23 protein-coding genes are annotated in these 25,043 nt (G+C 44.1%); 8 read left to right on the top strand and 15 right to left on the bottom strand.

Features of this window, described 5'->3' with window-relative positions:
- Nucleotide 1 precedes the first annotated feature (1 nt).
- The 3 genes from ACOQOE_RS17430 to ACOQOE_RS17420 all read right to left on the bottom strand — a co-directional run bounded on the left by ACOQOE_RS17430 (nt 2) and on the right by ACOQOE_RS17420 (nt 3,484).
- Complete coding sequence (locus ACOQOE_RS17430) at nt 2-283, bottom strand: peptidylprolyl isomerase (RefSeq protein WP_067862701.1); 282 nt, start codon at nt 281-283, stop codon at nt 2-4.
- Nucleotides 284-347: 64 nt separating this feature from the next.
- The gene (locus tag ACOQOE_RS17425; RefSeq protein WP_420554574.1) at nt 348-1,196 is read right to left on the bottom strand and encodes an NAD-dependent protein deacetylase; all 849 of its coding nucleotides are present in this window, start codon (nt 1,194-1,196) and stop codon (nt 348-350) included.
- A gap of 110 nt (nt 1,197-1,306) precedes the next feature.
- Nucleotides 1,307-3,484 (bottom strand): malate synthase G, encoded by a 2,178-nt coding sequence (locus ACOQOE_RS17420; protein WP_420554573.1) that lies wholly within the window; start codon nt 3,482-3,484, stop codon nt 1,307-1,309.
- 276 nt (nt 3,485-3,760) lie between these two features.
- Between ACOQOE_RS17420 and ACOQOE_RS17415 the strand changes: the two genes are divergently transcribed.
- Complete coding sequence (locus ACOQOE_RS17415; RefSeq protein ID WP_420554572.1) at nt 3,761-4,732, top strand: alpha/beta hydrolase; 972 nt, start codon at nt 3,761-3,763, stop codon at nt 4,730-4,732.
- Between the two features lie 54 nt (nt 4,733-4,786).
- Here ACOQOE_RS17415 and serA read toward each other — a convergent pair whose 3' ends face one another.
- The 3 genes from serA to ACOQOE_RS17400 all read right to left on the bottom strand — a co-directional run bounded on the left by serA (nt 4,787) and on the right by ACOQOE_RS17400 (nt 7,524).
- A complete protein-coding gene (serA, locus tag ACOQOE_RS17410) occupies nt 4,787-6,019 on the bottom strand; it encodes a phosphoglycerate dehydrogenase (RefSeq protein ID WP_067862693.1) in 1,233 nt (410 codons plus the stop codon).
- Between the two features lie 258 nt (nt 6,020-6,277).
- Nucleotides 6,278-6,559: a pyrimidine/purine nucleoside phosphorylase gene (locus ACOQOE_RS17405; protein ID WP_067862691.1), complete on the bottom strand. Its 282-nt coding sequence runs from the start codon at nt 6,557-6,559 to the stop codon at nt 6,278-6,280.
- Between the two features lie 83 nt (nt 6,560-6,642).
- Nucleotides 6,643-7,524, bottom strand: coding sequence for a LysR family transcriptional regulator (locus ACOQOE_RS17400; RefSeq protein WP_420554571.1), 882 nt, complete (start codon nt 7,522-7,524; stop codon nt 6,643-6,645).
- 92 nt (nt 7,525-7,616) lie between these two features.
- Here ACOQOE_RS17400 and ACOQOE_RS17395 point away from each other — a divergent pair, with 92 nt between their 5' ends.
- From ACOQOE_RS17395 to ACOQOE_RS17380, 4 genes are read left to right on the top strand one after another with little or no spacing between them, the layout of a single operon-like run.
- A complete protein-coding gene (locus tag ACOQOE_RS17395; protein ID WP_067862687.1) occupies nt 7,617-8,822 on the top strand; it encodes an MFS transporter in 1,206 nt (401 codons plus the stop codon).
- A 43-nt stretch (nt 8,823-8,865) separates the two neighbouring features.
- The gene (locus ACOQOE_RS17390; protein WP_067862685.1) at nt 8,866-9,528 is read left to right on the top strand and encodes a fumarylacetoacetate hydrolase family protein; all 663 of its coding nucleotides are present in this window, start codon (nt 8,866-8,868) and stop codon (nt 9,526-9,528) included.
- A gap of 2 nt (nt 9,529-9,530) precedes the next feature.
- A complete protein-coding gene (locus ACOQOE_RS17385; RefSeq protein ID WP_420554570.1) occupies nt 9,531-10,310 on the top strand; it encodes a DUF2927 domain-containing protein in 780 nt (259 codons plus the stop codon).
- A 10-nt stretch (nt 10,311-10,320) separates the two neighbouring features.
- A complete protein-coding gene (locus ACOQOE_RS17380; RefSeq protein ID WP_067862681.1) occupies nt 10,321-10,734 on the top strand; it encodes a CopD family protein in 414 nt (137 codons plus the stop codon).
- A gap of 28 nt (nt 10,735-10,762) precedes the next feature.
- Here the strand turns inward: ACOQOE_RS17380 and ACOQOE_RS17375 are convergent, their stop codons facing one another.
- From ACOQOE_RS17375 to ACOQOE_RS17340, 8 genes are all read right to left on the bottom strand, one after another.
- Nucleotides 10,763-11,374 (bottom strand): ubiquinone biosynthesis accessory factor UbiJ, encoded by a 612-nt coding sequence (locus tag ACOQOE_RS17375; protein WP_420554569.1) that lies wholly within the window; start codon nt 11,372-11,374, stop codon nt 10,763-10,765.
- A 10-nt stretch (nt 11,375-11,384) separates the two neighbouring features.
- The gene (ubiE, locus tag ACOQOE_RS17370) at nt 11,385-12,143 is read right to left on the bottom strand and encodes a bifunctional demethylmenaquinone methyltransferase/2-methoxy-6-polyprenyl-1,4-benzoquinol methylase UbiE (protein WP_420554568.1); all 759 of its coding nucleotides are present in this window, start codon (nt 12,141-12,143) and stop codon (nt 11,385-11,387) included.
- A 105-nt stretch (nt 12,144-12,248) separates the two neighbouring features.
- Entirely contained in the window at nt 12,249-12,632 is a 384-nt protein-coding gene (locus tag ACOQOE_RS17365) for a gamma-butyrobetaine hydroxylase-like domain-containing protein (RefSeq protein ID WP_067862675.1), read from the bottom strand.
- Nucleotides 12,633-12,648: 16 nt separating this feature from the next.
- On the bottom strand, nt 12,649-13,989 hold the full coding sequence (gene hslU, locus ACOQOE_RS17360; protein ID WP_067862674.1) for an ATP-dependent protease ATPase subunit HslU: 1,341 nt from the start codon (nt 13,987-13,989) through the stop codon (nt 12,649-12,651).
- A gap of 15 nt (nt 13,990-14,004) precedes the next feature.
- Entirely contained in the window at nt 14,005-14,538 is a 534-nt protein-coding gene (gene hslV / locus ACOQOE_RS17355; RefSeq protein WP_067862672.1) for an ATP-dependent protease subunit HslV, read from the bottom strand.
- A gap of 182 nt (nt 14,539-14,720) precedes the next feature.
- Nucleotides 14,721-15,359, bottom strand: a complete 639-nt coding sequence (locus ACOQOE_RS17350; RefSeq protein ID WP_067862670.1) for an SPOR domain-containing protein — start codon at nt 15,357-15,359, stop codon at nt 14,721-14,723.
- Nucleotides 15,360-15,363: 4 nt separating this feature from the next.
- A complete protein-coding gene (gene argS / locus ACOQOE_RS17345) occupies nt 15,364-17,049 on the bottom strand; it encodes an arginine--tRNA ligase (protein WP_067862669.1) in 1,686 nt (561 codons plus the stop codon).
- Nucleotides 17,050-17,218: 169 nt separating this feature from the next.
- Nucleotides 17,219-19,414: a primosomal protein N' gene (locus tag ACOQOE_RS17340; protein WP_067862667.1), complete on the bottom strand. Its 2,196-nt coding sequence runs from the start codon at nt 19,412-19,414 to the stop codon at nt 17,219-17,221.
- A 167-nt stretch (nt 19,415-19,581) separates the two neighbouring features.
- On the opposite strand from ACOQOE_RS17340, the gene rpmE reads away from it, so the two are divergent.
- Both rpmE and ACOQOE_RS17330 read left to right on the top strand, forming a co-directional pair.
- Complete coding sequence (gene rpmE, locus ACOQOE_RS17335) at nt 19,582-19,797, top strand: 50S ribosomal protein L31 (RefSeq protein WP_067863299.1); 216 nt, start codon at nt 19,582-19,584, stop codon at nt 19,795-19,797.
- A 339-nt stretch (nt 19,798-20,136) separates the two neighbouring features.
- Entirely contained in the window at nt 20,137-21,384 is a 1,248-nt protein-coding gene (locus ACOQOE_RS17330; RefSeq protein ID WP_067862665.1) for a malic enzyme-like NAD(P)-binding protein, read from the top strand.
- 74 nt (nt 21,385-21,458) lie between these two features.
- Here ACOQOE_RS17330 and ACOQOE_RS17325 read toward each other — a convergent pair whose 3' ends face one another.
- The gene (locus ACOQOE_RS17325; protein ID WP_420554567.1) at nt 21,459-23,813 is read right to left on the bottom strand and encodes a penicillin-binding protein 1A; all 2,355 of its coding nucleotides are present in this window, start codon (nt 23,811-23,813) and stop codon (nt 21,459-21,461) included.
- A gap of 162 nt (nt 23,814-23,975) precedes the next feature.
- Here ACOQOE_RS17325 and pilM point away from each other — a divergent pair, with 162 nt between their 5' ends.
- Nucleotides 23,976-25,037, top strand: coding sequence for a type IV pilus assembly protein PilM (pilM, locus tag ACOQOE_RS17320; protein ID WP_067862661.1), 1,062 nt, complete (start codon nt 23,976-23,978; stop codon nt 25,035-25,037).
- Nucleotides 25,038-25,043: the final 6 nt, after the last annotated feature.

The raw sequence follows: 25,043 nt of genomic DNA, 5'->3' as shown, positions 1-25,043 counted from the left end.
GCTATTTACGATAAATTGTTTCGATTAGATGCCAGCCAAATTTAGTTTTTATCGGTCCATGAACAATATGCAGCGGCTTTTTGAAGACCACATCATCAAAAGGTTTCACCATCTGGCCGCGACGGAATTCGCCAAGATCACCAAAACGTTTGGCGGAAGGGCAAAAAGAGTGCTTTTTAGCTAACTTCCCAAAATCAGCCCCTCGCTTTAATTGCTTTTTTATTGCTTCCGCTTGATCTTGTGTTTTTACCAATATATGCCGTGCGCAGGCGCGATTAGCCATGACTCTACCCCTCAAAATGTATCTTTTTATTTTACTGCAAAAGGCTGTTAATTGCAGAAGGATTCTATGAGCGTGAAGACTGCGCTTGCAGTACTGATAGTGTTGCGGTGAGTGTTTCGCTAATAGGGGCGTTAATTTTCAAGTTGAGTAACGGGTCGGCGCGAGTAACGCCTAGATTAAGTGCGGCGATAGGTTTGTTCCATTCTGCGGCTTTTTTGCAGAACCTGAAACCAGAATAAACCATGAGTGAGCTTCCAATAGTGAGCAAAGCATCAGCTTGTTCCAGTGCATCCAGTGCGCTAAAGACTGTTTCTTTAGGTACATTATCGCCAAAGTAAACAACGTCAGGTTTTAAAATGCCCCCACATTCAGCGCAGTCAGGCACTTTAAAGTGTTTAAACTGATCGGTTTCTAAGTCGGCATCGCCATCAGGTTTTGCTTTTGCCTCAAATATCTCAAATTGAGGGTTTTCCTGCGCGCTGATTTCATGGATATAGGTTCGATTGTAGCGCTGCGAACATTGCATACACTTTACTTTGTCGGAACGCCCATGCAGGTCGATAACCTGATGGCTTCCTGCTTTTTGGTGTAAGCGGTCGACATTTTGTGTAATCAGCAAATGGATATGGCCCATTTTCTCTAGCTTAGATAGGGCTAAGTGGGCGGGACTGGGTTGTGCATCGCGAATCATTGGCCAGCCGAGTAAACTCCGTGCCCAATAACGCTGACGGGCATAATGGCTGTTCATAAACTCCTGGTGTTGTACGGGAGCTGAGTGCTGCCAGTTACCCTGTTTATCTCTGTAGGCGGGGATTCCCGAGTCCGTGCTTACACCCGCGCCCGTCAGGACGACTAAACGTGGGTGCTGGTTAATAAACTCGGCGAGTTGCTCTGCGTAGGTTGAGATATTCATCAAAATTGACTCGTAAACGGTATCTGTAGTCTACCTTATACGAAAAAACCGCGCTCTTGGTTTAGAGAGCGCGGTTTTATGTGTCATTCAGTCGCTATGAGTAAAACTAATTATGCACCAAATTTTGCTTTGGCTTCGATGCGGCGACGGTGCAGAACCGGTTCTGTATAACCGTTTGGTTGCTTGCAGCCTTCGATCACAAGTTCGCAGGCAGCGGCAAAAGCAATGCTGTCGTCAAAATTAGCAGCCATAGGGCGGTATAGTGGATCGTTTTCGTTCTGGCGATCAACAACGGCAGCCATGCGTTTCATGGTTTCCATTACTTGCTCTTCAGAGCAGATACCATGACGTAACCAGTTAGCAATATGCTGGCTAGAGATACGCAGTGTTGCACGATCTTCCATTAAGCCAACATCGTTGATGTCTGGTACTTTTGAGCAACCTACACCTTGATCGATCCAGCGAACAACGTAGCCTAAGATACCTTGTGCGTTGTTATCCAGTTCCTGTTGAATCTCTTCAGCAGACCAGCTTGGGTTAGCTTCAACTGGGATCGTTAGAATGTCGTCTAAATTTGCACGAGGACGTGATTTTAGTTCATCCTGACGGGCAAAAACATCTACCTGATGGTAATGGGTTGCATGAAGAACAGCAGCGGTTGGTGAAGGTACCCATGCGGTATTCGCGCCCGACATAGGATGACCGATCTTAGCTTTCAGCATGTTTGCCATTTGATCAGGAATTGGCCACATACCTTTACCGATCTGTGCACGACCTTGTAGACCACAAAGCAAGCCGTTATCAACGTTCCAATCTTCGTAAGCACCAATCCAAGAGGCGGCTTTCATGTCTCCTTTACGGATCATTGGGCCAGCTTCCATGGATGTATGTATCTCATCACCGGTACGGTCAAGGAAACCTGTGTTGATGAATACCACGCGCTCTTTTGCTGCGCGGATACACTCTTTTAGGTTGACAGTTGTGCGACGCTCTTCATCCATGATGCCCATCTTCATTGTGAAGCGTGCAAGGCCAAGCATATCTTCGATACGAGCAAATAGTTCGTTAGCAAAAGCAACTTCTTCAGGACCATGCATCTTAGGTTTTACGATGTAGGTGGAGCCCGTTGTTGTGTTACTAAACTTACCAGTGCCTTTCATATCGTGGATGGAGATAAGTGTTGTAATAACACCATCCATAATCCCTTCAGGGATTTCATTACCGTCTTTGTCCAAGATCGCTTCGTTAGTCATTAGATGACCTACGTTACGAACGAACATTAAACTACGACCTTTAAGGGCGATTTCGGAACCATCTAGTGCAGTAAATTCACGGTCTGCATTAATGCGGCGAGTAAAGGTTTTGCCCCCTTTACTTACTTCTTCAGTAAGATCGCCTTTCATTAGACCTAACCAATTGCGATAGATAACAACTTTGTCATCGCCATCAACAGCAGCAACAGAGTCTTCGCAATCCATGATAGCAGTCAGGGCTGCTTCCATGATGATATCTTTAATGCCAGCGGCATCTTCTTTGCCTATTTGGCTGTCACGGTCGATCTGAACTTCAAAATGTAGACCGTTATTTTCAAACAGAATAGACAGTGGTGCAGATGTCTCGCCTGTATAGCCGATAAGTTTTTGGGTATCTGCTAGTGTTGTTGTGTCGCCATTAGTCATAGCAACAACTAGCTGCCCATCAACAATAGTGTAACCGGCTGAATCTTTGTGAGAGCCTGTGGCTAAAGGTACTGCCTGATCAAGAAAATCGCGAGCAGCGGCGATAACTTTTGCGCCACGTGCTGGGTTGTAACCGGCAGTTCTCTCGGCTCCATTCTCTTCTGAAACAGCATCAGTACCGTAGAGAGCGTCGTAAAGACTTCCCCAACGGGCATTTGCTGCATTCAATGCAAAACGCGCATTCATGACAGGAACAACAAGCTGAGGGCCAGCCATCGTTGCCATTTCAGGGTCAACGTTTTCTGTTGTCGCGGTGAAATCTTCACCTTCAGGCAATAGATAGCCGATCTCAGATAAGAAGCCTTTATAGGCTTCTAGATTGAAAGCTTGACCTTGGCGTTCGCGATGCCATGCGTCGATCTGCTCTTGGATTGCATCACGTTTAGCGAGAAGATCGCGATTTTTAGGTGCTAAATCGTGAACAAGGGCATCAAAACCAGCCCAAAACTGTTCGCTAGTTACGCCAGTGCCTGGCAGTGCTTCATTGTTTACGAAATTATATAGAGACTCTGCAACTTGAAGGCCGCCGCTCTGTACCCTTTGACTCATAATTACTTGCCCCAGTTATATGTTCCGACAGTCCAGGTGCGAGGCAACCGTGAACTGAGTGGAGTAGAAACTGCTTTTGATTGCAGTTGTCATTGTGCAATGCAACAGTAGCTTAAAGAAGAAAAAAAGTCGCCTAACTAGACCCTAAAGTATGATAAGTACGCCTTATATTCGTTATAAGTTAAGCGAATAGTTATCGTGATAAGCTAGAGTTAAGGGAGTAACTTATTGTTTTTATACAGGGCTATTTCCAAAGTTTTTCCTTCAGGAGTGTATATGGGTTTGTTCAAACGAGACTTATTGATTAGGAACTTACCTGCCTACACGGATGCAGCAGAAGGAGTATTGAATGATCAGCTTAGGGCTTATTTGGAAACTTATCAGCTGATGCCGTTGGTAAGTCGATCTAAATACAGAATAGGTCGCATTAGGCTGGATGGAATAGAGGTGACCCTTCAGTCCTATTCGCAAGAAGAGAGCGTTTGCCGAGGAACGGTCATTGTTCTTCATGGGTATATGGATCATGTCGGACTGTATAAATGTCTAATTGATAGGTTACTCAGTGATGGCTTTGATGTGCTGTGTTACGACTTAAGTGGCCACGGTTTGTCGGATGGGGATCCTTTATCCGTGGAGGACTTTAAACATTATGCGACTCAATTAGCGGACCTGATCGCTTTTGTAAAATCCGATATTAGGGTGCCTTTGCATTTGATTGGGCAAAGCACCGGAGGGGCAGTCATCATGGCTCATCAATTGTTATTTACAGATGAAAATATGTTTCCTATTGGTGAGAGAGTTTTATTGGCGCCGTTGGTTCGTTCATCCTCATGGCGCGCCATCCAGCGAAAATTTCGTTGGCTTAAATATATAGTGAAAAAAGTGCCTAGAGGTTATAGCAACAACACCCATGACTTGAAGTTTCGGCAATTTATTAACCAAGAGGACCCTCTGCAACACAAAGAGATACCCGTGAATTGGGTGGGAGCTATGTTGGCATGGGGACGCTGGATTGAATCTCATGAATCCGTGAATGGCGTTATTCACATGATTCAAGGAACCGATGATGACACGGTTGATTGGCGTTATAACCTAGCTATATTAGGGCGTTTGTATCCAGAATTGGAGCTAACGTTGATTAACGGTGCAAAACACCATTTAGTGAATGAAACCGAAATCTATCGAGATGAAGTGTTTGAAAAAGTGGGGCAGATTTTTGATCGTTGGGAAAACAAAAACGGGCGCTGATCGCGCGCCCGTTTTATCTAAAGCCGATAAAGGCTTATCTTGTTGGTCGATCTATTAAAACAAGCGACGGCAGCGGATGGTGCCTTCGATCTGTTTTAAGTTTTCTAACGCAACTTTAGAACAATCAGCATCTACATCAATTACAACGTAGCCTACTTTTTCGTTTGTTTGTAGGTATTGGCTGCTCACGTTTACACTGTTAGCAGAGAAAACATTGTTAATCGATGCCATGATGCCAGGTACATTGTTGTGAACGTGTAGCAAGCGGTGAACATTTGGATGCTCTGGCAGTGCTACTTCAGGGAAGTTCACAGAGGTAATTGAAGAACCGTTATCACTATATTTGATCAGTTTTTCAGCTACTTCGTAGCCAATGTTTTCTTGTGCTTCCATAGTAGAACCACCGACGTGAGGCGTCAGAATAACATTGTCATATTTACGTAGTGGGGAGATGAACTCATCATTGTTAGAGCGAGGTTCAACTGGGAATACATCGATTGCTGCGCCTAACAAACGGCCTGAATCCAGCGCGTCACATAGATCATCAATCACTACAACGGTGCCGCGAGCGGCGTTTAAAAAGATAGAGCCTTGCTTCATTTCTGCAAACTGGGCTTCACCCATCATATCTTTAGTTGATGCAGTTTCAGGAACATGTAAGGTAACAATATCACTAATATTCAGCAGTTCTTTTAACGATCCAACTTGTTTTGCATTACCAAGAGACAGTTTTGTAACAACGTCATAAAAGTAAACGTCCATGCCCATTGCTTCAGCAATAACACTTAACTGTGAACCGATGCTGCCGTAGCCAACGATACCTAGTTTTTTACCACGAATTTCGTAAGAGTTTTTAGCTGATTTCTGCCATTCTCCACGGTGAGCTTTAGCACTTTTTTCAGCAACGCCACGAAGCAATATGATCGCTTCAGCAATGACTAACTCTGCTACAGAGCGTGTGTTTGAGAAAGGCGCATTAAAGACGGCAACACCATTCATGGTTGCTGCTTCTAAGTTCACCTGGTTGGTGCCGATACAGAAACAACCTACAGCTACTAATTTTTTAGCAGCATCAAAAACTTTATCCGTTAGCTGAGTGCGGGAACGAATACCAATGAAGTGAACATCTTTTACACGGGCGATCAATTCGTCTTCTGGTAGTGAGCCAGTTAAGAATTCGATATTGGTGTAACCATTCTGATTAAAAGTGTCCACCGCAGATTGGTGTACGCCTTCTAGTAGCAAGATCTTGATTTTGCTTTTATCAAGAGAGGTTGTATTACTCATGGTAGTAGCTCTTTAATTGCGTGGTGATCGCCTATAACAGGTGCGCCACAGGTTTAGTCGCTGAAAATTTATGCGGGCATATTATCACAGCCTAAGTTGAAAAGGATGAATGAACAGTCCAGATTGCGGGAAAAATATTCAACTTAAGTTGAGGCAGATTGTATTGAATAAGGAAATTGTCAAATTTTGCCCGCCAACTAAAAGCGAAAGATTGTGCGATTCTTTTAGTCGGCAGGTGTTCTATAGCTAGGGAATTATTTAGCTATAGAAGCATAGGTAAGCAGTAGGTTGTTCAACTTTTAGTTGGAAGCTTTGATTAGCTGCTACTTTAAATTCAGTACCTGTCGGAAACGATTGGAAGGTTTCAGTACCTGGAAGTTTAACAATAAGTTCGCCGCTGACAACTTTCATTAATTCATCTTCACTGGTGCCGAATTCATATTCACCAGGCGCCATCACACCGACTGTTGCTTTACCTTCAGTGTTTGTAAAACCAATCGATTTGACGGTTCCGTCGAAGTACTCATTTACATCCAACATTATCGTAATCTCCTCAAATTTTCGCGAATCATAGAGATAAAATAAGGTTGCTGCAAGCTGAGTGTTTAGCGGGCTTTATCTTGTTATTTCTTCTCTTGGCTATGTTCTAAAAGAAATTCCACAAAGGTGCGGTTAGCATGTGACAGGTAACCCCCTTTACGCCAAGCAATAGATAGATCAAGCCATACGGATTTGGTGAAGGGCCTAGCTACGAGGTCGGGTTCATCTTGAATAACCATCTCCATTAAGGTGGAGATAGCAAACCCCTGCTTTACAATTGATTTAATGAGCGGGATTAGATTGGTTTCAAAGCTGATATTAGGTGTGACATTTGATTCGGCGGCAATACGGTCGACAACGTTACGATGGAAATACCCGCTGTTAAACATGACCAGCTCTTCGGCGAAGAGCTGTGGATAATTAATGCTCTCTAATGCGGCGAAGGGGTGATCTTTGGGACATACCACCATCATCTGTTCACGTAGGAATACTTTAGTTTCCAAAAAGTCAGAGGTTGTTTCATCTACAATCACCGCTAGGTCGAGCTCACCGGTTTCAAGTAGTTGCTGCAGCTTCCCCGCCCCACCATCGATAACGGTTAGGTTTAATTGTGGGTAGCGGTGACGAAAAGCCATCAGTATGGGAGGGAAATGATAGGATCCCAACATACTAGGTATACCAACACGGACATCACCTTGGATTAAACCTTTTAACTCCTGCATCTCCAGTAACGCATCCTCTGTTGCCTGCAGTATTTTGCATGCATGCTGATAGAGGTGTTGGCCTTCATCGGTAAGGCTGATTTTTCGATCCTGTCGATGGAATAGGGTGAGCTCTAACTGGGCCTCTAGCTTTTTTATGGCCATGCTGATTGCGGGTTGGGCTATATGAAGATGTTCGGCGGCTTTTGTAAAGCTACTGAAGTCGGTCACGGTTTTGAAGTAGGTCAGGTGTTTTATATCCATGTATAACATTTTCTTATGAAATCAATAAAAAGTATATATTTTTATTATTATCTGCTGGTTGCTAATCTGCACCCATAATTAGAGGTGCAAAGATGATAGAAGTAGGTACAGCCCAGTTTTGGCGAGCTACATTGGCGTTATGTTTAGGCTCATTTATGGTTTTCTCTAATGTCTATATTACTCAGCCACTTCTTCCTATGTTGGCGAATGAATTTCAGATAACACCTTTGCAGGCGAGCTGGAGTTTAACTGTTACAACCCTCACTTTGGGTATATCTTTGCTGTTTTTTGGGCCGATCTCTGATGCTATAGGCCGTACACAGTTGATGCTAGGGAGCATGGCAGGTGTTGTTTTGTGTAGCTTTGCTTTGTCTCAAGTTAGCAGTTTTGAGCAGCTTGTATTGTTAAGAGCTATACAAGGGGTTTGTTTAGCAGGTTTACCCGCTATTGCTATCGCCTATATGGGGGATGAGTTTGGACGAAATGCAGTAAGGGTTGCGGTTGGTTTATATATTAGTGGTAATACACTCGGAGGCATCGGTGGACGGTTGATCGGCGGTTTTATTGGCGATTGGCTGGGGTGGCAGGAAGCTTTTGCATTGATGAGTTTAATCAGCTTCATCTGTTTAAGTGTTTTTGCTTGGATGTTACCTATGTCTGAAAACTTTTCGCCAACCCTGTTACGTCCTAAGCGCGTCTTCGCTGATATTTTATCTCATTTGCAGAACCCATTGTTGGTGTTGGCATATATTATTGGTGGGTTAAATTTCTTTATATTTATTAATCAATATAGTTATGCAACCTTCCTGTTAGCCGAGGCGCCTTTTAATCTCCCTGCTAGTTTATTAGGTATGTTGTTCCTTACCTATTTAAGCGGTACATTTGGTTCAGCTATTTCTGGCAATATAGCGGCCAAAATACCTCAACCATTGGTGATTGCACTTGGTTGTTTAGTTTTAATGCTGGGAACTCTCGTTACGCTTGTTCCTTCATTATGGACGATTATAATTGGTTTCCTGATTAGTGCTTTTGGCTTTTTTGTTGCCCATTCAAGCGCTAGTAGCTGGGTTAGCCAAAACGCGCGGTATGCACGTGCCACGGCGTCTTCTATTTATCTTGTATTTTATTATTTAGGTGCGAGTAGCGGCGGCTTTTATCTCGATCCTTTTTGGCATTGGCTTGGCTGGCATGGTGTTGTTGTCGGGTCTTTAATTGTACTGACATTAACCTTTATTTTATCTGTGGGATTGTATCTGCGTTCGCGCCTCTCTCTAGCTACTGGGCAAGGGTGCGGGTAAACTTAGCCGATAAGCTGGCCTTTGGAATAGTTGGGGAATATTGATGAGTTATCAGCATTGTTTTATTGACGGTACACCTACAGGTTTACCGACAGGTAAAGTGGTTTGTGTGGGGCGCAACTATGCTGATCATGCAGCTGAGCTAAATAATCCTATTCCTACTGAGCCGATGTTGTTTATCAAGCCATCAACGAGCGTGGTTGATATGGCTGAGCCTTTTATTGTTCCTAAGGGGTATGGTTCAGTACACTTTGAGACCGAGATGTCTGTCTTAATAGGTGAACGTTTAAGTCATGCATCGGAAGGGGAAGCGTTAGCTGCGATTGCTGGTATTGGTTTGGGTTTAGATCTTACTTTACGAGATTTACAAGCTAAGCTGAAAGATAAGGGCCATCCTTGGGAAAAGGCAAAAGGCTTTGATGGGGCTGCGCCTTTATCAGCTTTTGTAGCACCTAGCCGTGTTCCTGATTTGCAGAATGTAGATATCAAGTTGATAGTTAATGGTGAAGTACGTCAGTCGGGTAATAGTTCACATATGTTGAATCGCGTTTTACCCTTGATTAGCCACAGTAGTGAGTTTTTTACCTTAGAACCAGGAGATGTCATTTTGACGGGTACGCCTGCGGGTGTTGGGCCTATCTTGTCGGGAGATCAATTGGAGGTGTCATTGGCTGATCTTCTAAATATCTCTACACGTGCTATCTAATAATGTTTCCGCTTTATCGGAGGTTTGTTTTTTTAGCGCTACTGAATTGTACATTTGCTGCCAGTGCTGATTATCGCTGGCAGCAGCCCAGTTATTTAGTACAGGCTTTTACTCAGGTTGCGCTACGTAATGAGTACTCGCAGCAAGGGCGTGTGGTTCGCCGTTGGGAAAAGCCTATCCGTGTATGGCTGGATCACAAGGTTGGCGATAAAAGCCTACATGCTGACTTAGTGCGTATGCATATTACCCATCTATCTTCGTTGATGCAGCATCCCATTAGTTTTGTGTCCTCTCCTGAGCAGGCTAACCTGAAAATTGTGTTTACTCAGCAGCGTGACTGGGCTGAACAGATTGGTCAGCTTTTTGGTGAAAAGGCGATAAACGTCATGCATGGGGCAGTTTGTATGGCTAACTTTCGTGTTAACAGCAGGTATGAAATAGAGAGCGCAGCTATTATTATTCCTGTAGATCAAGCGCGAATGCATGGGAAATTAGTGACTTGTATTGTGGAAGAGATTACTCAAGTGATGGGGTTGCCAAATGACTCTGAGGCAGTTTACCCCTCAATTTTCAATGATAAGACACCTGAGAGTTTGCTTTCCGGCTTAGATGGTTTGCTACTTAAAATGCTGTATAGCCCTGAACTAAGAAGTGGTATGACTGAGCGCGATGTGAAACCCTTTTTAAATAAATTAATTCGTAATTGGCAGAATGACGGTACAATTAAAACTGCAAACCGTGATATTCGATCCGGTGAGCTTTACCCCCTTTTAGGCTATTAAGGAGATCGCCATGTTATGGGTTAAAACCTTTCATATTCTTGCGATGACAAGTTGGATGGCGGGGATCTTCTACCTTCCTCGTATTTTTGTACATTATGTTGAAGGCCGTGAAGCGGGACAAGATGTTACGCGTTTAGAGGTTATGGCCGGTAAGCTTTATGGCTTCATGAGTATTATGGCGCTATTTACGCTAGGTTTGGGTTTATGGTTGTGGCTGGGTTATGGTTTTAGTGGTGGATGGTTACATGCCAAGCTTGTTTTTGTGGTTTTGTTAATTGGTTATCATCACTGGTGTAAAGCATATCTGAAGAAGATGAGAGCAGGGGCTTTGGATCGGAGTGGGCGTTATTTTCGTTTATTTAACGAACTACCATTATTGATCTTTATACCTATACTTATTTTTGTTGTTGTTAAACCTTTCTAAGAGATTTAAGTAGTGAGTATGGCTAAGGTTAGCTCTTAACCTTAGCTGCTATCTTGGCGCTTAAGCGCTCTACGCGCTCTCTTAAAACGTCTATCTCGCTGTAAAAGTTGTTGATTTCAGGACGAGTAGGGATCAGCTTAACCTCCTCTTTTAGATATTCATCCAGATTCTGAATGACGCTTAGGCCTGCGTTTTTGTACCCGTTTTTTTTCCAAGTAGCATAGATGGCTAATTGGTGAGCCGGTAGCTCTCCAACTAAGTTAGCAAGCATGCCCTCCCAGTCAATGAGTGTATCGGCCAAAATCTCTTGTAAGCGTGTTGCTAGAGCTGTATCCCCTGAAAGCTGAATTGTTTTGCCAAACATGGCATCTACTCGGTCTTTAGTTGCCAAAAGCTTAAGGAAGTCGATAGCCTGTCCACTCAGCGTGGCGTCGGGTTTGTCGTTATAAACCGATTGGATTTGGATTCCATCGGTATTAGGGAGTAGAAACAGGTTAAGTCTAGGGTTTGTTAATTCTACGGCGATAACTTTACCGCTTAAACGTTCGAGATGTTGTAGTGTAATCGGGTCACGTTGTAATAATTGGTTGCATGTCTCTTCCGCTGTTGTGAAGAGGGTTGCTTGTAACATCTCGATCATTGGGAGGCCTTTAAGGTTTAATGCCTGTATGCAGAGCGACAATGCCACCAGTCATGTTTTGATATTTGCAGTTTGTGAGTCCTGCATTTTGCATCATCGATTTGAGTGTTTCTTGATCGGGATGCATACGGATGGATTCGGCAAGGTAACGATAGCTTTCCGCGTCTCCAGCTATCATGGAACCCATCTGAGGTAAGATGTTGAAAGAGTAAAAGTCGTAAGCTTTAGTTAGTAATGGATTGTCAGTTTTAGAAAACTCTAGGACCATTACTTTTCCGCCAGGTTTCAACACGCGGGCCATTGAGCGTAATGCCGCATCTTTGTCCGTTACATTGCGTAGGCCAAACGCGATTGTAATAACATCGAAGGTATTATCAGGAAAAGGCAATGCTTCTGCATTAGCTTGCACAAACTCGACATTGCCTGTTACGCCTTTGTCCATCAGCTTATCGCGGCCAACTTTTAACATGGAGTCGTTGATATCTGCTAATATAACTTTTCCCGTTGGACCAACTAAGCGTGAAAAACGCATGGTTAAATCACCGGTACCACCTGCAATATCTAAAACAGTATTGCCTGTACGTACACCGCTTTGCTCTATAGTGATACGTTTCCAAAGGCGATGAACACCTCCCGACATCAGATCATTCATCAAGTCATATTTGCCCGCTACGCTGTGGAATACATCAGCAACACGTTGAACCTTCTCTTCTTTTTTTACGTCTTCGAAGCCGAAGTGAGTCGTGTCGTCATTGCGCTGGTCGGTCATGTTTAGATGTCCTGATGATGGTCTTAAATATGAATGCTGGAATTGTACCTATATGGAGCGGTATTGTCTTGGGAATGTATTCAAGAGTTATTACTCTTAAATCGCTTAGCCCCGACCAATGGCGATAAGCCCACCATCACGACTTTCGCCTGCAGCTTGGAGTTTTTCAAGGTAGGTTTGCCAGTACTGATCACGATTGTACGCTAGATCATGTAGGCAGTCCCATGTGTAAAGGCCACTATCATGACCATCGTCAAAGACAATTTTAAGTGCGTAGTTGCCGGTTGGGATAAGTTCTTTAATTCCTACCAGTTTTTTACCTGTTTGCAGTACGCCATTACCTATCCCGTGGCCCCTAACTTCTGCCGAGGGTGAGTGGACTCGAAGATACTCCGCTGTTAACTCGAACTTATCTTTTCCATATGTTAATTCCAGAGTACGAGATTTTTTATGTAATTTAATCTCGTTAGGTAATGGCGTTTTTGGCATGTGGATCTCCTTGTTGCTAGAGGATGTAGTGACTTAAGTCTTCATCCTGACTCAACTCGCTCAGTTGTTGGTCAACAAAGGCTTTATCTATCTTAATGGATTGACCTGAGCAATCTGAAGCTGAGAATGATAACTCTTCTAGCAAGCGTTCCATCATTGTATGTAGGCGTCTAGCCCCAATGTTTTCGGTGCTTTCATTTACTTGAAAAGCGAGTTCTGCAATACGGTGAATACCGTCATCGGTAAATTCAACATTTACGCCTTCAGTTTTTAGTAGGGCGATATATTGTTCGGTAAGCGATGCATTTGGCTCTTTGAGAATGCGGCGGAAATCATCTGGCGTAAGTGCTTTTAATTCAACGCGAATTGGCAAGCGGCCTTGGAGTTCAGGGATCAGGTCTGATGGTTTAGATAGGTGGAATGCGCCCGAAGCAATAAATAGAATATGGTCTGTTTTGATCATGCCATATTTAGTGCTTACAGTGCAGCCTTCAATTAAAGGTAGTAAGTCACGTTGCACGCCTTCACGAGATACTTCACCACTACTATTCGAGCCGTTTTTGCAGACTTTATCTATTTCATCTAGAAAAACGATTCCGTGTTGTTCAACTAACTCAACCGCACTCTGCTTGAGCTCATCCTCTTTCACCATACTAGCCGCTTCTTCATCGGTTAGCATTTTGAAGGCTTCTTTTATCTTCATGCGACGAGATTGTTTTTTGCCACCACCCATGCCAGAAAACATATTTTGTAGCTGGTTGGTCATCTCTTCCATGCCTGGAGGTGCCATTATCTCAACGCCCACTTGGGGTTGGGCTACTTCGATATCGATCTCTTTGTCATCTAGCTGGCCTTCACGAAGCTTTTTACGGAAAACTTGGCGAGTAGCGCTGTCTTCCCGTTCGGCAGGGGATTGTTGCTCGCCAAAGTTTGCAGGACGGGCGGGTGGCAATAATGCATCTAAAACGCGCTCTTCAGCTGCTTCTTCAGCTCGAAAACGAACTTTCTCCATCTCCTTTTCACGCAGGAGTTTGATGGACATGTCGACAAGATCGCGGATAATGGTTTCTACATCGCGTCCAACGTAGCCAACTTCAGTAAATTTGGTTGCTTCGATTTTTATAAATGGCGCATTAGCTAGTTTAGCTAAACGGCGTGCTATCTCTGTTTTACCTACACCGGTTGGGCCGATCATTAAGATGTTTTTAGGTGTTACTTCGGTGCGCAATTCATCATTTAATTGCATACGGCGCCAACGGTTACGTAGGGCAATAGATACCGCTCTTTTTGCTTCATCTTGTCCAATAATATGGCGATCCAGCTCGGATACAATTTCGCGTGGGGTCATGTTAGACATATCTTATTAGTTTCCTTAGCTGGCGACAGAATCAAGTTCTTCAATCGTTAAGTTGCCGTTGGTGAAGACACAGATCCCTGCGGCAATATGCAGGCTTTTCTCAACGATCTCTTTTGCGTTTAAGTCAGTATTATCAACGAGTGCACGTGCAGCCGCTAACGCAAAGTTGCCGCCAGAACCGATTGCAATGACGCCATCTTCCGGTTCAATAACATCTCCGCTCCCAGAGATTAAATAGGTTTTTTCTTTGTTAGCAACGAGCATTAGGGCTTCTAAACGGCGTAGTACTCTATCGCTGCGCCATTCACGTGCTAAATGGATTACCGCATTGACGATATTGCCTTGGTGTTTTTCAAGTTGCTGTTCAAATAGATCACGTAGTGTAATCGCATCAGCGGTAGAGCCTGCAAAGCCTGTTATGACGGCGTGTTTAGCGAGCACATTCACTTTTTTTGCGCTGCCTTTCATTACGGTGTTGCCTAAAGATACTTGGCCATCACCGCCGACTACTACTTTGTCTCCACGACGTACGGATACAATCGTTGTCATCTTCTGCTCCTAATGGGAGATTTAATTACCAATAACACGCAAAAAACGATGTGGAGGGCGTGATATTGCTTTCTTTAAGGGGTTTACAGAAAGATGGTGACGCTGAGATGAATTTCAAGGTTTAATTGACTAAAAAGCCCAGCTTTATCGCTGGGCTTTCTCGTTTGTTTCTGTATTGCGCCTTATTGCTTGATGCGCAGAGGTTGGATATTGAGTTGCACAAGCTTATCGTAGGCTTTAGATAATTTAGATCGATTATCAAAAGGCCCTAAACGAACTCGATACCAAAGGGTACCGTCTTTGTTTTTACTGGTATCTGTATGGACATCTGGCAAGCCTTGCAGGATGAGTTGTGCGCGCATTCTTTCTGCATCAGCCTTCACTTTGAAAGAGCCTGCCTGTAAAAGGTATTTGTGTTCAGACTTCGCGTTTTTAGGCGTTGATTTATAAGCGTCAACCTTGACGGTTTCTACTTCACTCTCTTTTAGCATTTCGTAAAATTCGAAGCGGTTGGTGTTCTCTGTCGTAGTGGCTGCCGTTGTTGATTTCTCAACTACAGGCGCTTTACTTTCGGGTGCTTTTTTTACGCTGGGTTTAGGAGCCGAGTGATTAGCTATAGGTGTTGTACTCGGATCCCTATCGATTTGGGTGAGTTTGAATAATCCATAGCCTAGGCCTCCCAGTAAGATAAGGGTGATTGCAAGTAGACCTGTAGGAAAGCGCTTTTTGGCTTTAGCGGGCGCTTTTTTAGTAGAGGGTCTAGAGCGGCTAGCCGAAGCTGCGCCGCGTTTGTTTTTTGCATAGTCCTTACGGGAGGCCATAGTGTTACATCTGCTCCGGTGCGGTAACGCCAAGTAGATCTAAGCCGTTTGCTAAAACATGACGCACGGCAACGGCCAGAGTTAGGCGTGCATTACGTAGGTTTTCATCATCGACTAAGGTTTTTTCTGAATTATAGTAAGTATGGAAATCACCGGCTAGATCACGTAAGTAGTTGGCGATCTGGTGAGGCTCACGGGCGCTAGCTGCATTTTTTACCACTTCTGGATAGCGTCCAAGGTTGATAACCAAGTTCTTTTCAGATTCTAGTTCTAAGCAAGATAGAGCTGCTTTACCTGTTTCAAGATCCCAGTCTAAATTGTTCTCGGCGAGTTTGCGGAAAATGGAGCAAACACGGGCGTGGGCGTATTGAATATAGTAAACCGGATTGTCTGCGGATTGAGAGCGGGCAAGATCTATATCAAACGTTAAATGACTATCTGATTTACGCGCTGCCAAGAAGTAACGAGTAGCGTCACGGCCGACTTCATCGATTAGGTCTCGCAGGGTTAGGTAGCTGCCTGCACGTTTGGATATTTTTACCTCTTCTCCACCGCGCATGACGGTAACCATCTGGTGAAGTACGTAATCAGGCCAGCCTTTAGGAATGTCTGCTTTAAGTGCTTGAAGGCCTGCGCGGACGCGAGTAATCGTGCTGTGATGATCGGCACCTTGTTCATTTAATACGCATTCAAACCCACGTTGCCATTTGTCCAAGTGATAAGCAACATCTGGTACAAAGTAGGTGTAGCCGCCATCTTTTTTGCGCATTACTCGGTCTTTGTCATCACCAAAATCGGTTGTACGTAACCAAAGTGCGCCACCGTCTTCGTAGGTATAGCCATTTTTTATCAGTTTTTGTACCGTATGTTCTACTTTTCCTTCCTCATAAAGGGAGGATTCAAGGAAGTAAACATCAAAATCTACCGCAAATGCTTTTAGATCGAGGTCTTGTTCGCGTCTTAAATAGGCAACAGCGAAATGGCGAATTGCTTCTAAATCTTCAGAATTTTTTGTCCCGGTAAAGGATTGGTCTTCAGATTTAACGGTATCGCCGCGCATAAAGCTTTCGGCCAAATCGATAATGTAATCGCCACGGTAGCCATCTTCAGGCCAGCTTGCGTCATCAGGCGTTAGTCCTTTGCAACGAGCTTGCACAGAGAGAGCTAGGTTGTTGATCTGTTGGCCCGCGTCATTGTAATAAAATTCACGGGTCACATCCCAGCCATTGGCTTCCATGAGGCGGCAAAGGCAATCGCCTACAGCGGCGCCACGACCATGACCTATATGTAAAGGGCCGGTTGGGTTTGCTGAGACGAACTCGACCTGAACTTTACGTCCCGCACCATCAGCGTTGCGGCCATAGCTCTCTTTTTGATCCAAAATTGTGGTCAGCAAGCTGTTGGTTGAAGCTTCACTAATGAAAAAGTTAATAAAGCCTGGTCCTGCTATCTCGGTACGCGTTAGGTTGTCAGATTGAGGCAGGGCATCAACCAGCTTTTCTGCTAATTGGCGAGGGTTGCTACGCGCAGGTTTAGCTAGGGTTAGGGCAATGTTAGATGCGTAATCACCATGTGATTTGTCACGTGTGTTTTCAACCATGATATTTGGTTGTACATCTTCCGGCAAAGTGCCATTTTCAATCAGTGTTTTTAGGGCAGAATCGATAAGTCCTGCAATAACTTGTTTCATTAGCGTACATATACCGTTTGGATGAATCGGTGGGCCTGAAGGCGGTTTTGATTTTAGCAAGGTGAGTATTACGCTCTTGCGGCTATCATCATCGAAGTTAGGCCTCTAAAGAACCGCGTATTATCCCTGTAAATCAGAATTTTGTTAAGAGGTAGAAGGGCTCTTTGGTTTAAAAAGTATCTGCAGGATCTACATCTATGGACCAGCGGACCTTTCTGGACTCTTTGTTTTGTTCCAAATACCAGCATAAATTAGCTAAAAGTTGGTGGAGTATTTTTCTGTTTTCAGCATAGATCATAAGCTGGGCACGGTGCATGCCTGCTCGTTTTTCCATAGGTGAAGGGAAGGGGCCTATCCAGTGAACGTTTTCAGGGAGAAGAAGGTCATCTTCCAGTTGTTGTCTTAGCGCGGCTAAAAATGATTCTGCTCTATACTGGGTTGTTGTTTCTGCGCGAAGCAAGGCATAGTGAGTATAAGGTGGAAGTTTCGCTGCTTTGCGATTCTGAAGTTCTTCCAGTGCAAAGGCGCTGTAGCCATGCTCGACAAGCGTTTGTAAAATAGGATGGTCGGCATGATAGGTTTGCATTAAAACTGTACCAGGATCTTCAGCCCTACCAGCGCGCCCAGCTACTTGGAGTATGAGTTGTGCGGTTCTTTCCATGCCGCGAAAATCAGCACTAAATAGACCGCTGTCGGCATTAATAATTGCAACTAATGTTACTTTTGGAAAGTGGTGGCCTTTAGCGAGCATTTGCGTGCCGACAAGGATGCATGGATCGCCGGAGTTAACTTTGTCCATAATGTCATGCATGGCATTTTTTCGCTGAGTGCTATCTCGGTCAACGCGAATGACGGGGAAGTCAGGGAAAAGCTTTTGTAATGCTTGTTCACTACGCTCGGTACCTACGCCTACTGGCTGTAATTGATCGCTGTTACACTCGGGGCAAACCCGTGGGATGCCTTGTTGTTTGTCGCAATGATGGCAGTGAAGATGTGGCGGTTCTCTGTGTAATGTCATATGGGCATCGCAACGACTACAGTCGGCTATCCAGCCACAGTCGTTACAGCTTAAAGTGGGAGAATAGCCGCGGCGATTTAAGAATACGAGCACTTGGGTGCCGTTATTTAAATGTTGGCCGATTGCGCTAATTAATTGTGCTGAAAGCCCTTCGCTTAATTTCTCTTGGCGTATATCTAATAGTTTAAATGTAGGTGCTTGCGATGTGCCTGCGCGCTGTGTCATTTTTAGCCATTGGTAGCGGCCTTCTTTTGCATTATGTAATGTCTCTAAGGAGGGCGTTGCGCTACCTAGGATGATAGGAATATCTTCTGCGCGGGCACGCATCACTGCGAGATCTCTGGCTGAATAGCGAAAGCCATCCTGTTGTTTAAATGAGGCATCGTGTTCTTCGTCAATAATGATAATGCCCGGATGTTTGAGTGGCGTGAAAATAGCGGAGCGTGTCCCTATAACTATTTTTGCGACTCCCTCTCTGGCTTGTAGCCATGCGTCGAGTCTTTGTCGGTCGGAAAGGTTTGAGTGTAGTACCGCCATAGGTAGATTGAATCGCTGCTTAAAGCGCATAACAGTCTGCGGGGTTAGACCTATTTCAGGTACCAATACTAGGGCCTGCTTACCTTCGCTAAGGGCCTTTTCAATTGCTTGTAGATAAACTTCTGTTTTACCTGAGCCGGTAACACCTTCGATTAAGCTGGCGGTAAAACCGGATCGTTTGTTGAGCTGAGTTAGGGTGGATTGCTGCTCTTCATTTAGTGTTAGTGGGGCTTCATGTAAAACTTGATCGTGATGTGACTTATGAGGGCGATGGAAAGACTCTGCTAGCTTTTTTTCTTCAAGGGAGCGTAGTGTGTTGAGGGTCCCGCCTTCTGCTTTGATTGCGTCTAGGCTAATGCCTGAAGGGTGTTCCTTAAGTAGCTTAAATAATTCGATCTGACGGACTGCGTTGGTTTTTAACGTGCTAATCTGAGCATTAGTAGTGGTTCGCCAAAGTAGTTCGTGTTGATATTCGCAGGCTTGCCCTTTTCTTAGTAGTACCGGCAGTGCTTGCTGTAAGGCATCACCTTCGGGGTGTTGGTAATAGGATGCCGCCCAGCGCGCTAGTTTGAAAAGGTGGGCGGGAAGGGGAGGGGTTTCGTCTAATACTTTTTTTGCGCGCTTGAGTTTGCTTATCTCGAACTGTGTTTCAGTGGTTGTCTCAACTAAAATGCCAATTAAGTCGCGGTTGCCAAAAGGGACGAGTACTCTTAGTCCAGGCTCGAATGAAGGTTGTTCTGATCCTGCGGGAGGCAGATAATCAAACAGTTTGCGGAGTGGGCTAGGTATGGCAAGGCGTAATATGATCATAATTGTTTATCGTTGCTCACTTTTTAAACGCTTTTAAGTTGATAAGCTGTATCTGCATGCGTATAATCCGCCGCCTACTTAACGTACCGGTGATTTTCGCTGGTAGTTTAAATCAATGCGGTGCTTGGCAGAAGATCAAGTGGCGGCATGAATACATGAGGTTTACCATGAAAGCGGATATCCATCCTAATTACGTTGAAATTTCTGCTACTTGTTCTTGCGGAAATGTTATTAAAACCAAGTCTACTCTTGGTAAAGACCTTCACTTAGATGTTTGCTCTTCTTGTCACCCGTTCTACACAGGCAAGCAGAAAGAAGCAACTTCTGGTGGTCGTATCGATCGCTTCAACAAGCGTTTCGGTGCTCGCGGCGTGAAAAAATAAGACTGCATAGTCTACGAGAATTCTAAAAAAAGGCGCTTCCATTATGGGGCGCCTTTTTTGTTGTCTTTAATTTGGTTATCGACTGCTTATAATCTTGTTTAGCGTTTAAGTTTACGCTGATGTTGTAGTGACGGGTGACTAGATAACAATATCTTTTTTTATTTTGCTATTTTTACTTATTTTGTGCGTGATGCTTGATCATAAGTCGCATGTCGAGTTTGGTTCTTTAGGTTTGGCTGAGTGAAAAAAGGCCAATAGAGTACCCCTTAAGGTTGTTCGATACGGGGGTTTTCTATATAGTTCGGGGTTCGAAATTTTAACTAGATTGGAACAGCAGCTATGTCTGATGATATGAAACAAGCAGCTCTTGATTACCATGAGTTTCCACGTCCAGGTAAGATCAGCGTTGAGCTATCTACACCAGCTGAATCTCAGCTTGATCTTTCTTTGGCATATAGCCCAGGTGTAGCTGAGCCGGTTCGTGAAATCGCGAAAGACCCTGATAATGCATACCGTTATACGGCTAAAGGTAACTTGGTAGCGGTTATTACAAACGGTTCAGCAATCTTAGGTCTTGGTGATCTAGGTCCGTTAGCGTCTAAGCCTGTAATGGAAGGTAAATCATTACTGTTTAAACGTTTTGCCGGTATAGACTCCATTGATATTGAAGTTGATGCAGAAAGCCCGCAGGCATTTATTGATACGGTTGCTCGCATTGCTGAAACGTTTGGTGGCATTAACCTAGAAGATATTAAAGCACCAGAGTGTTTTGAAATTGAGCGTGTGCTTATTGAACGCTGTAATATCCCAGTTTTCCATGATGATCAGCACGGTACAGCGATTGTTACGGCTGCTGGTATGATCACAGCGCTGGAAATTGCAGGTAAAACGCTTGAGGAAGCTCAGATCGTTTGTCTAGGTGCGGGCGCTGCTGCAAATGCTTGCATGAAGCTACTTGTAAGCATGGGCGCTAAGATCGAAAACATCTTTATGATTGACCGTACGGGTGTTATTCATTCTGGTCGTGAAAATCTAACGCCAGAAAAAGCAGCTTTTGCTTCAGAAACTGATAAACGTACGCTGGATGACGCAATTGATGGCGCCGATGTTTTTGTTGGTCTGTCAGGTCCAAATCTACTTTCTGCTGAGCAGTTAGCTAAAATGGCAGCAAACCCAGTTGTGTTTGCATGCGCGAACCCTGATCCTGAAATTCGTCCAGAGCTTGCTCATGCAACACGCGATGACGTGATTATGGCGACAGGTCGTTCTGATTATCCGAACCAGGTTAACAACGTTATCGGTTTCCCATTTATTTTCCGTGGTGCTTTAGATGTTCGTGCATCTGCGATTAATGAAGAGATGAAAGCTGCCGCAGTTCGTGCGTTAGTTGATTTGACAAAACAGCCTGTTCCACAGGATGTGTTGGATGCATATGGATTAGATTCGTTGGAGCTTGGTCCTGAATATATCATCCCTAAAGCAACAGATTCTCGTTTATTGGGTGCTGTATCTACAGCAGTTGCTCAGGCGGCAATTGATTCAGGTGTAGCTCGTTTGCCTTTACCTGATAATTACCCACTTTCTTAAGTTTGATTGTTGGGCATAAAAAAAACCGGCATACGCCGGTTTTTTTATCTAAATTTTTGATACTAAAATTGGATTTAGAAAAGTTCTTCCGTTGAATTAGTTCTTTGTATGCTTGATGGGGCTGCATAGTTGGCAGGAACGTTTTCCTTACGGAAGAATTCATAAATAGCATCGCTTTGGCCTGGATAAGCACGTTTCCCGCTTTTAGGATCTATCTTCACGCTAACAATGCCTTCCGGTGGTGTCGGTGGGTTTTCAGGTGTGCCTTTAAGAGCTTCGCGCATAAAATCGATCCATATAGGTAATGCGGCTGTCCCGCCAAACTCCCTTCTACCTAATGTTTTAGGTTGGTCAAACCCTACCCATGCTGTTGCTATGTACTCTTGGTTGAAGCCAGAAAACCATGCGTCTTTTTGATCGTTAGTTGTGCCTGTTTTTCCTGCAATATCTCGGCGATCGAGTACTAAAGCCTTTCTTCCTGTCCCTCTACGAATAACATCTTGTAACATGTTGTAAATAAGAAAAGTTACTTTCTCGTCATATATTTTTGGTGCTAGTTGTTGTTGAGGGTTTTCGGTATCTACGCAGGTGTTACAGGCTATTTTAGGTTGTGCTGTGAAAAGGCTTTTGCCGAAAGCGTCTTCAATTCGTTTGATAAAGAAAGGCTCAACCTTAAAGCCGCCGTTTGCAAAAGCGGCGTAGCCTGTTGCTAAGGTCAGTGGTGTAACGTCGGCGCTACCTAAGGATAGCGACAGGTTGCTAGGTAGTTTGCTGCGGTCAAAGCCCGCAAGCTCCAGGTAGTCTTGTGCTGTGGGAATACCTATAGCTCTTAATAATCTAATGGATACTAAGTTTCTAGACTTGTAGAGGGCCTGACGAAGGCGTGTAGGCCCATAAAATTTTCGGCTTGAGTTTTGAGGTCTCCAGTTTCCTTCAAGTGATGTGTCATGAAAAACAATGGGAGCATCATTTATAAGTGAGGCGGGTGAGTAGCCTTTGTTGAGTGCTGCAGCATAAATGAACGGTTTGAAGTTGGATCCTGGTTGCCGCACAGCTTGGGTGCTGCGATTGAATTTATTATGAGTGAAATTGAAACCGCCAACAAGGGATAGAATGGCCCCCGTTTTTGGATTAAGGGCAACGAGAGAGCCTTGCACTTTTGGTATTTGTGAAAGATGGAGTTTCCCTTCTTTCTCTCTTACTCGAATTAGGTCGCCTATTTTCAAGATATCTGTTGCTGCTTTTGGGGTTTTGCCTGTGCGGTTAACACTTTTATAAGGTTTTGCCCATGACATGCCTTCCCATTCTAAGGTGGTGGTTTGGTTGTTTTTTAAAAGTAGCTCAGCACCTTTTTCGGAAACATTAAGCACTAGCGCTGGCTTGAGTACACCGTAGCTGATGATTTTATTTAAGCGTTTTTGTAAGGTTTCTTGTGGTTCTGTAGTGTCCCAGTTGTCTTCTGCACCGAAATAACCATGCCTTTCAGAATAAGCAATTAAACCATTTGAGACGGCATCATTTGCTGTGGTTTGAAGATTGCTCTGTAAAGTTGTATATACTACATAGCCGTCAGTATAGAGCGATTCTCCATATTGTTCGTAGAGTTGCTGTCTAACCATCTCTGCTACATAGAAGGCTCTAAGCTCAATGTCGCTTGTATGATACTTGGCGCTTACAGGTTCGTTAGTAGCATTTTCCAATTGCTGATCGTTAATGAAGCTTAAGGAATGCATGCGCCTAAGAATCCAGTTTCGGCGTTCAATTGCTCTATCTGAATTTGTAATTGGATTGTATGCAGATGGTGCTTTAGGTAAGCCTGCTATCATGGCGTGTTGAGCAAGGCTCAAGTTTTTGATGTCGGTGCCGTAATATACATTAGCTGCTGCTTGGATACCGTATGAGCGATGTCCTAGATAAATTTTATTAATATAGAGTTCAAGGATTTCTTCTTTGGATAGTTCTTGCTCTATTCGGAGTGCTAGCAAGATCTCCATAAATTTTCGGCTAAATGTACGTTCGCGAGTAAGGAAGAAGTTTTTAGCGACTTGCATTGTTATTGTCGAACCACCGCTTTGGATGTGGCCGGTGGTTGCTAATTGAAAGGCTGCGCGAAAAAGGCCTTTTATGTCTATGCCGTGGTGATCAAAGAAACGACTGTCTTCTGCTGCGGTGAGGGCTTGGGTAAATTGAGGTGGGATTTCCTCGAATGTGATTGGTGTTCTGCGTTTTTCGCCAAACTCTGCGATGAGTTTTTGATCTTGAGAATATATACGCAGGGGGGTCTGAAAACGTATATCCCGTAATGTTTCGACATTCGGGAGTTGCGGCGAAAAATAATAATAGGCGCCCGCAGCGGATATTAGTCCGATGAGGAAACAAAAAATACCTAATTTAAACAAAAGTTTGAAAAGCGAAAACATAGGTGACATGCTAATCTGATAATTGAGGGTTTTAGTAAAGGTCTATTATATAGACAGCTTACCACTTTGCTCTAGCGTATATTGAATTTTAATTTGTTTTAATACGAGTTAGAGTTAGGTAATAGAGTAGTAAACACACATTAACGCAGTATTAAGTTAGGGAATATATTTGTGTTTGGCTTATTGGGGAATAAATCGGGAAGCTTAGTAGGGCTAGATATAGGCTCTTCTTCGGTTAAGCTAGTAGCCTTGTCTAAGAGTGGACAGAGCTATTCGTTAGAAGCTTATGCTGTGGTGTCTTTGCCTCCTACTGCCGTCATTGATGGGAATATTCAAGACGTAGGGGAGGTTGCCTCTACGATTGAAAAAGCAATCAAGGTTGCTGGAGGGAGGATGTCCTCGGCAATTGCTGCCGTACCAGCCTCTGCAGTCATCACTAAACGTATAGAAATGAGCAATGCCTTTTCTGAATTTGAATTGGAAGATCAAATAAAAGTAGAGGCCGATCAGTTTATCCCTTATTCTTTAGATGAGGTCGCCTTGGACTTTGAGGTGCAAGGGCCTGTTGAGAATAATGATAATCTAAATCGAGTGCTGCTCGTTGCTTGTCGTAAAGGTGATGTAGAACAGCGTGAAGATGCGATTAATAGTGCTGGTTTGCAGTGCCAAGTGGTCGATGTAGACACATACGCAGTCGAGCGCACATTTCCTCTGATCTCTTCTGAACAAAGGAGCGCTGATTACCTGATCGGTGTTGTTGATATTGGTGCGGCAACCTTAACCTTGAACGTTTTCAAGGGAAAAGAGATTGTTTATAGCCGAGAGCAAGCATTTGGCGGTAATGATCTTACGAACTCTATTCATCAGCAGTATGGTATGAGTATAGAAGAGGTGGAGCAATCATTACGCCTTAACGATCTGTCCCCCGAAATTAATGAGATGGTTGTCCTTCCCTTTAGAGGAACGGTTGCGCAGCAAGTCTCTCGATCATTGCAGTTTTTCTATTCTTCTGGCGCACATAGTGAACTTTCCGCGCTTTACCTTTCAGGTGGTACAGCGACGATTGATGGGCTTGCTGATCAATTATCCGAGGAACTGGGTATAACAACTAAAATGGCTAACCCTTTCGTCTCAATGGCTATTAATTCGAGAGTTAATCGATCTAGACTTGAACGGGATGCGCCTTCATTAGTGAAGGCGTGTGGGTTAGCGATGCGTGGATTTGAGGGTTAGGGACAG

Origin of the sequence: Neptuniibacter marinus (assembly GCF_965223595.1) — a bacterium.
GTDB classification, from domain to species: domain Bacteria; phylum Pseudomonadota; class Gammaproteobacteria; order Pseudomonadales; family Balneatricaceae; genus Neptuniibacter; species Neptuniibacter marinus.
The sequence above is the reverse complement of the archived record's forward strand: the minus strand, read 5'-3'. Positions and strand labels throughout refer to the sequence as shown.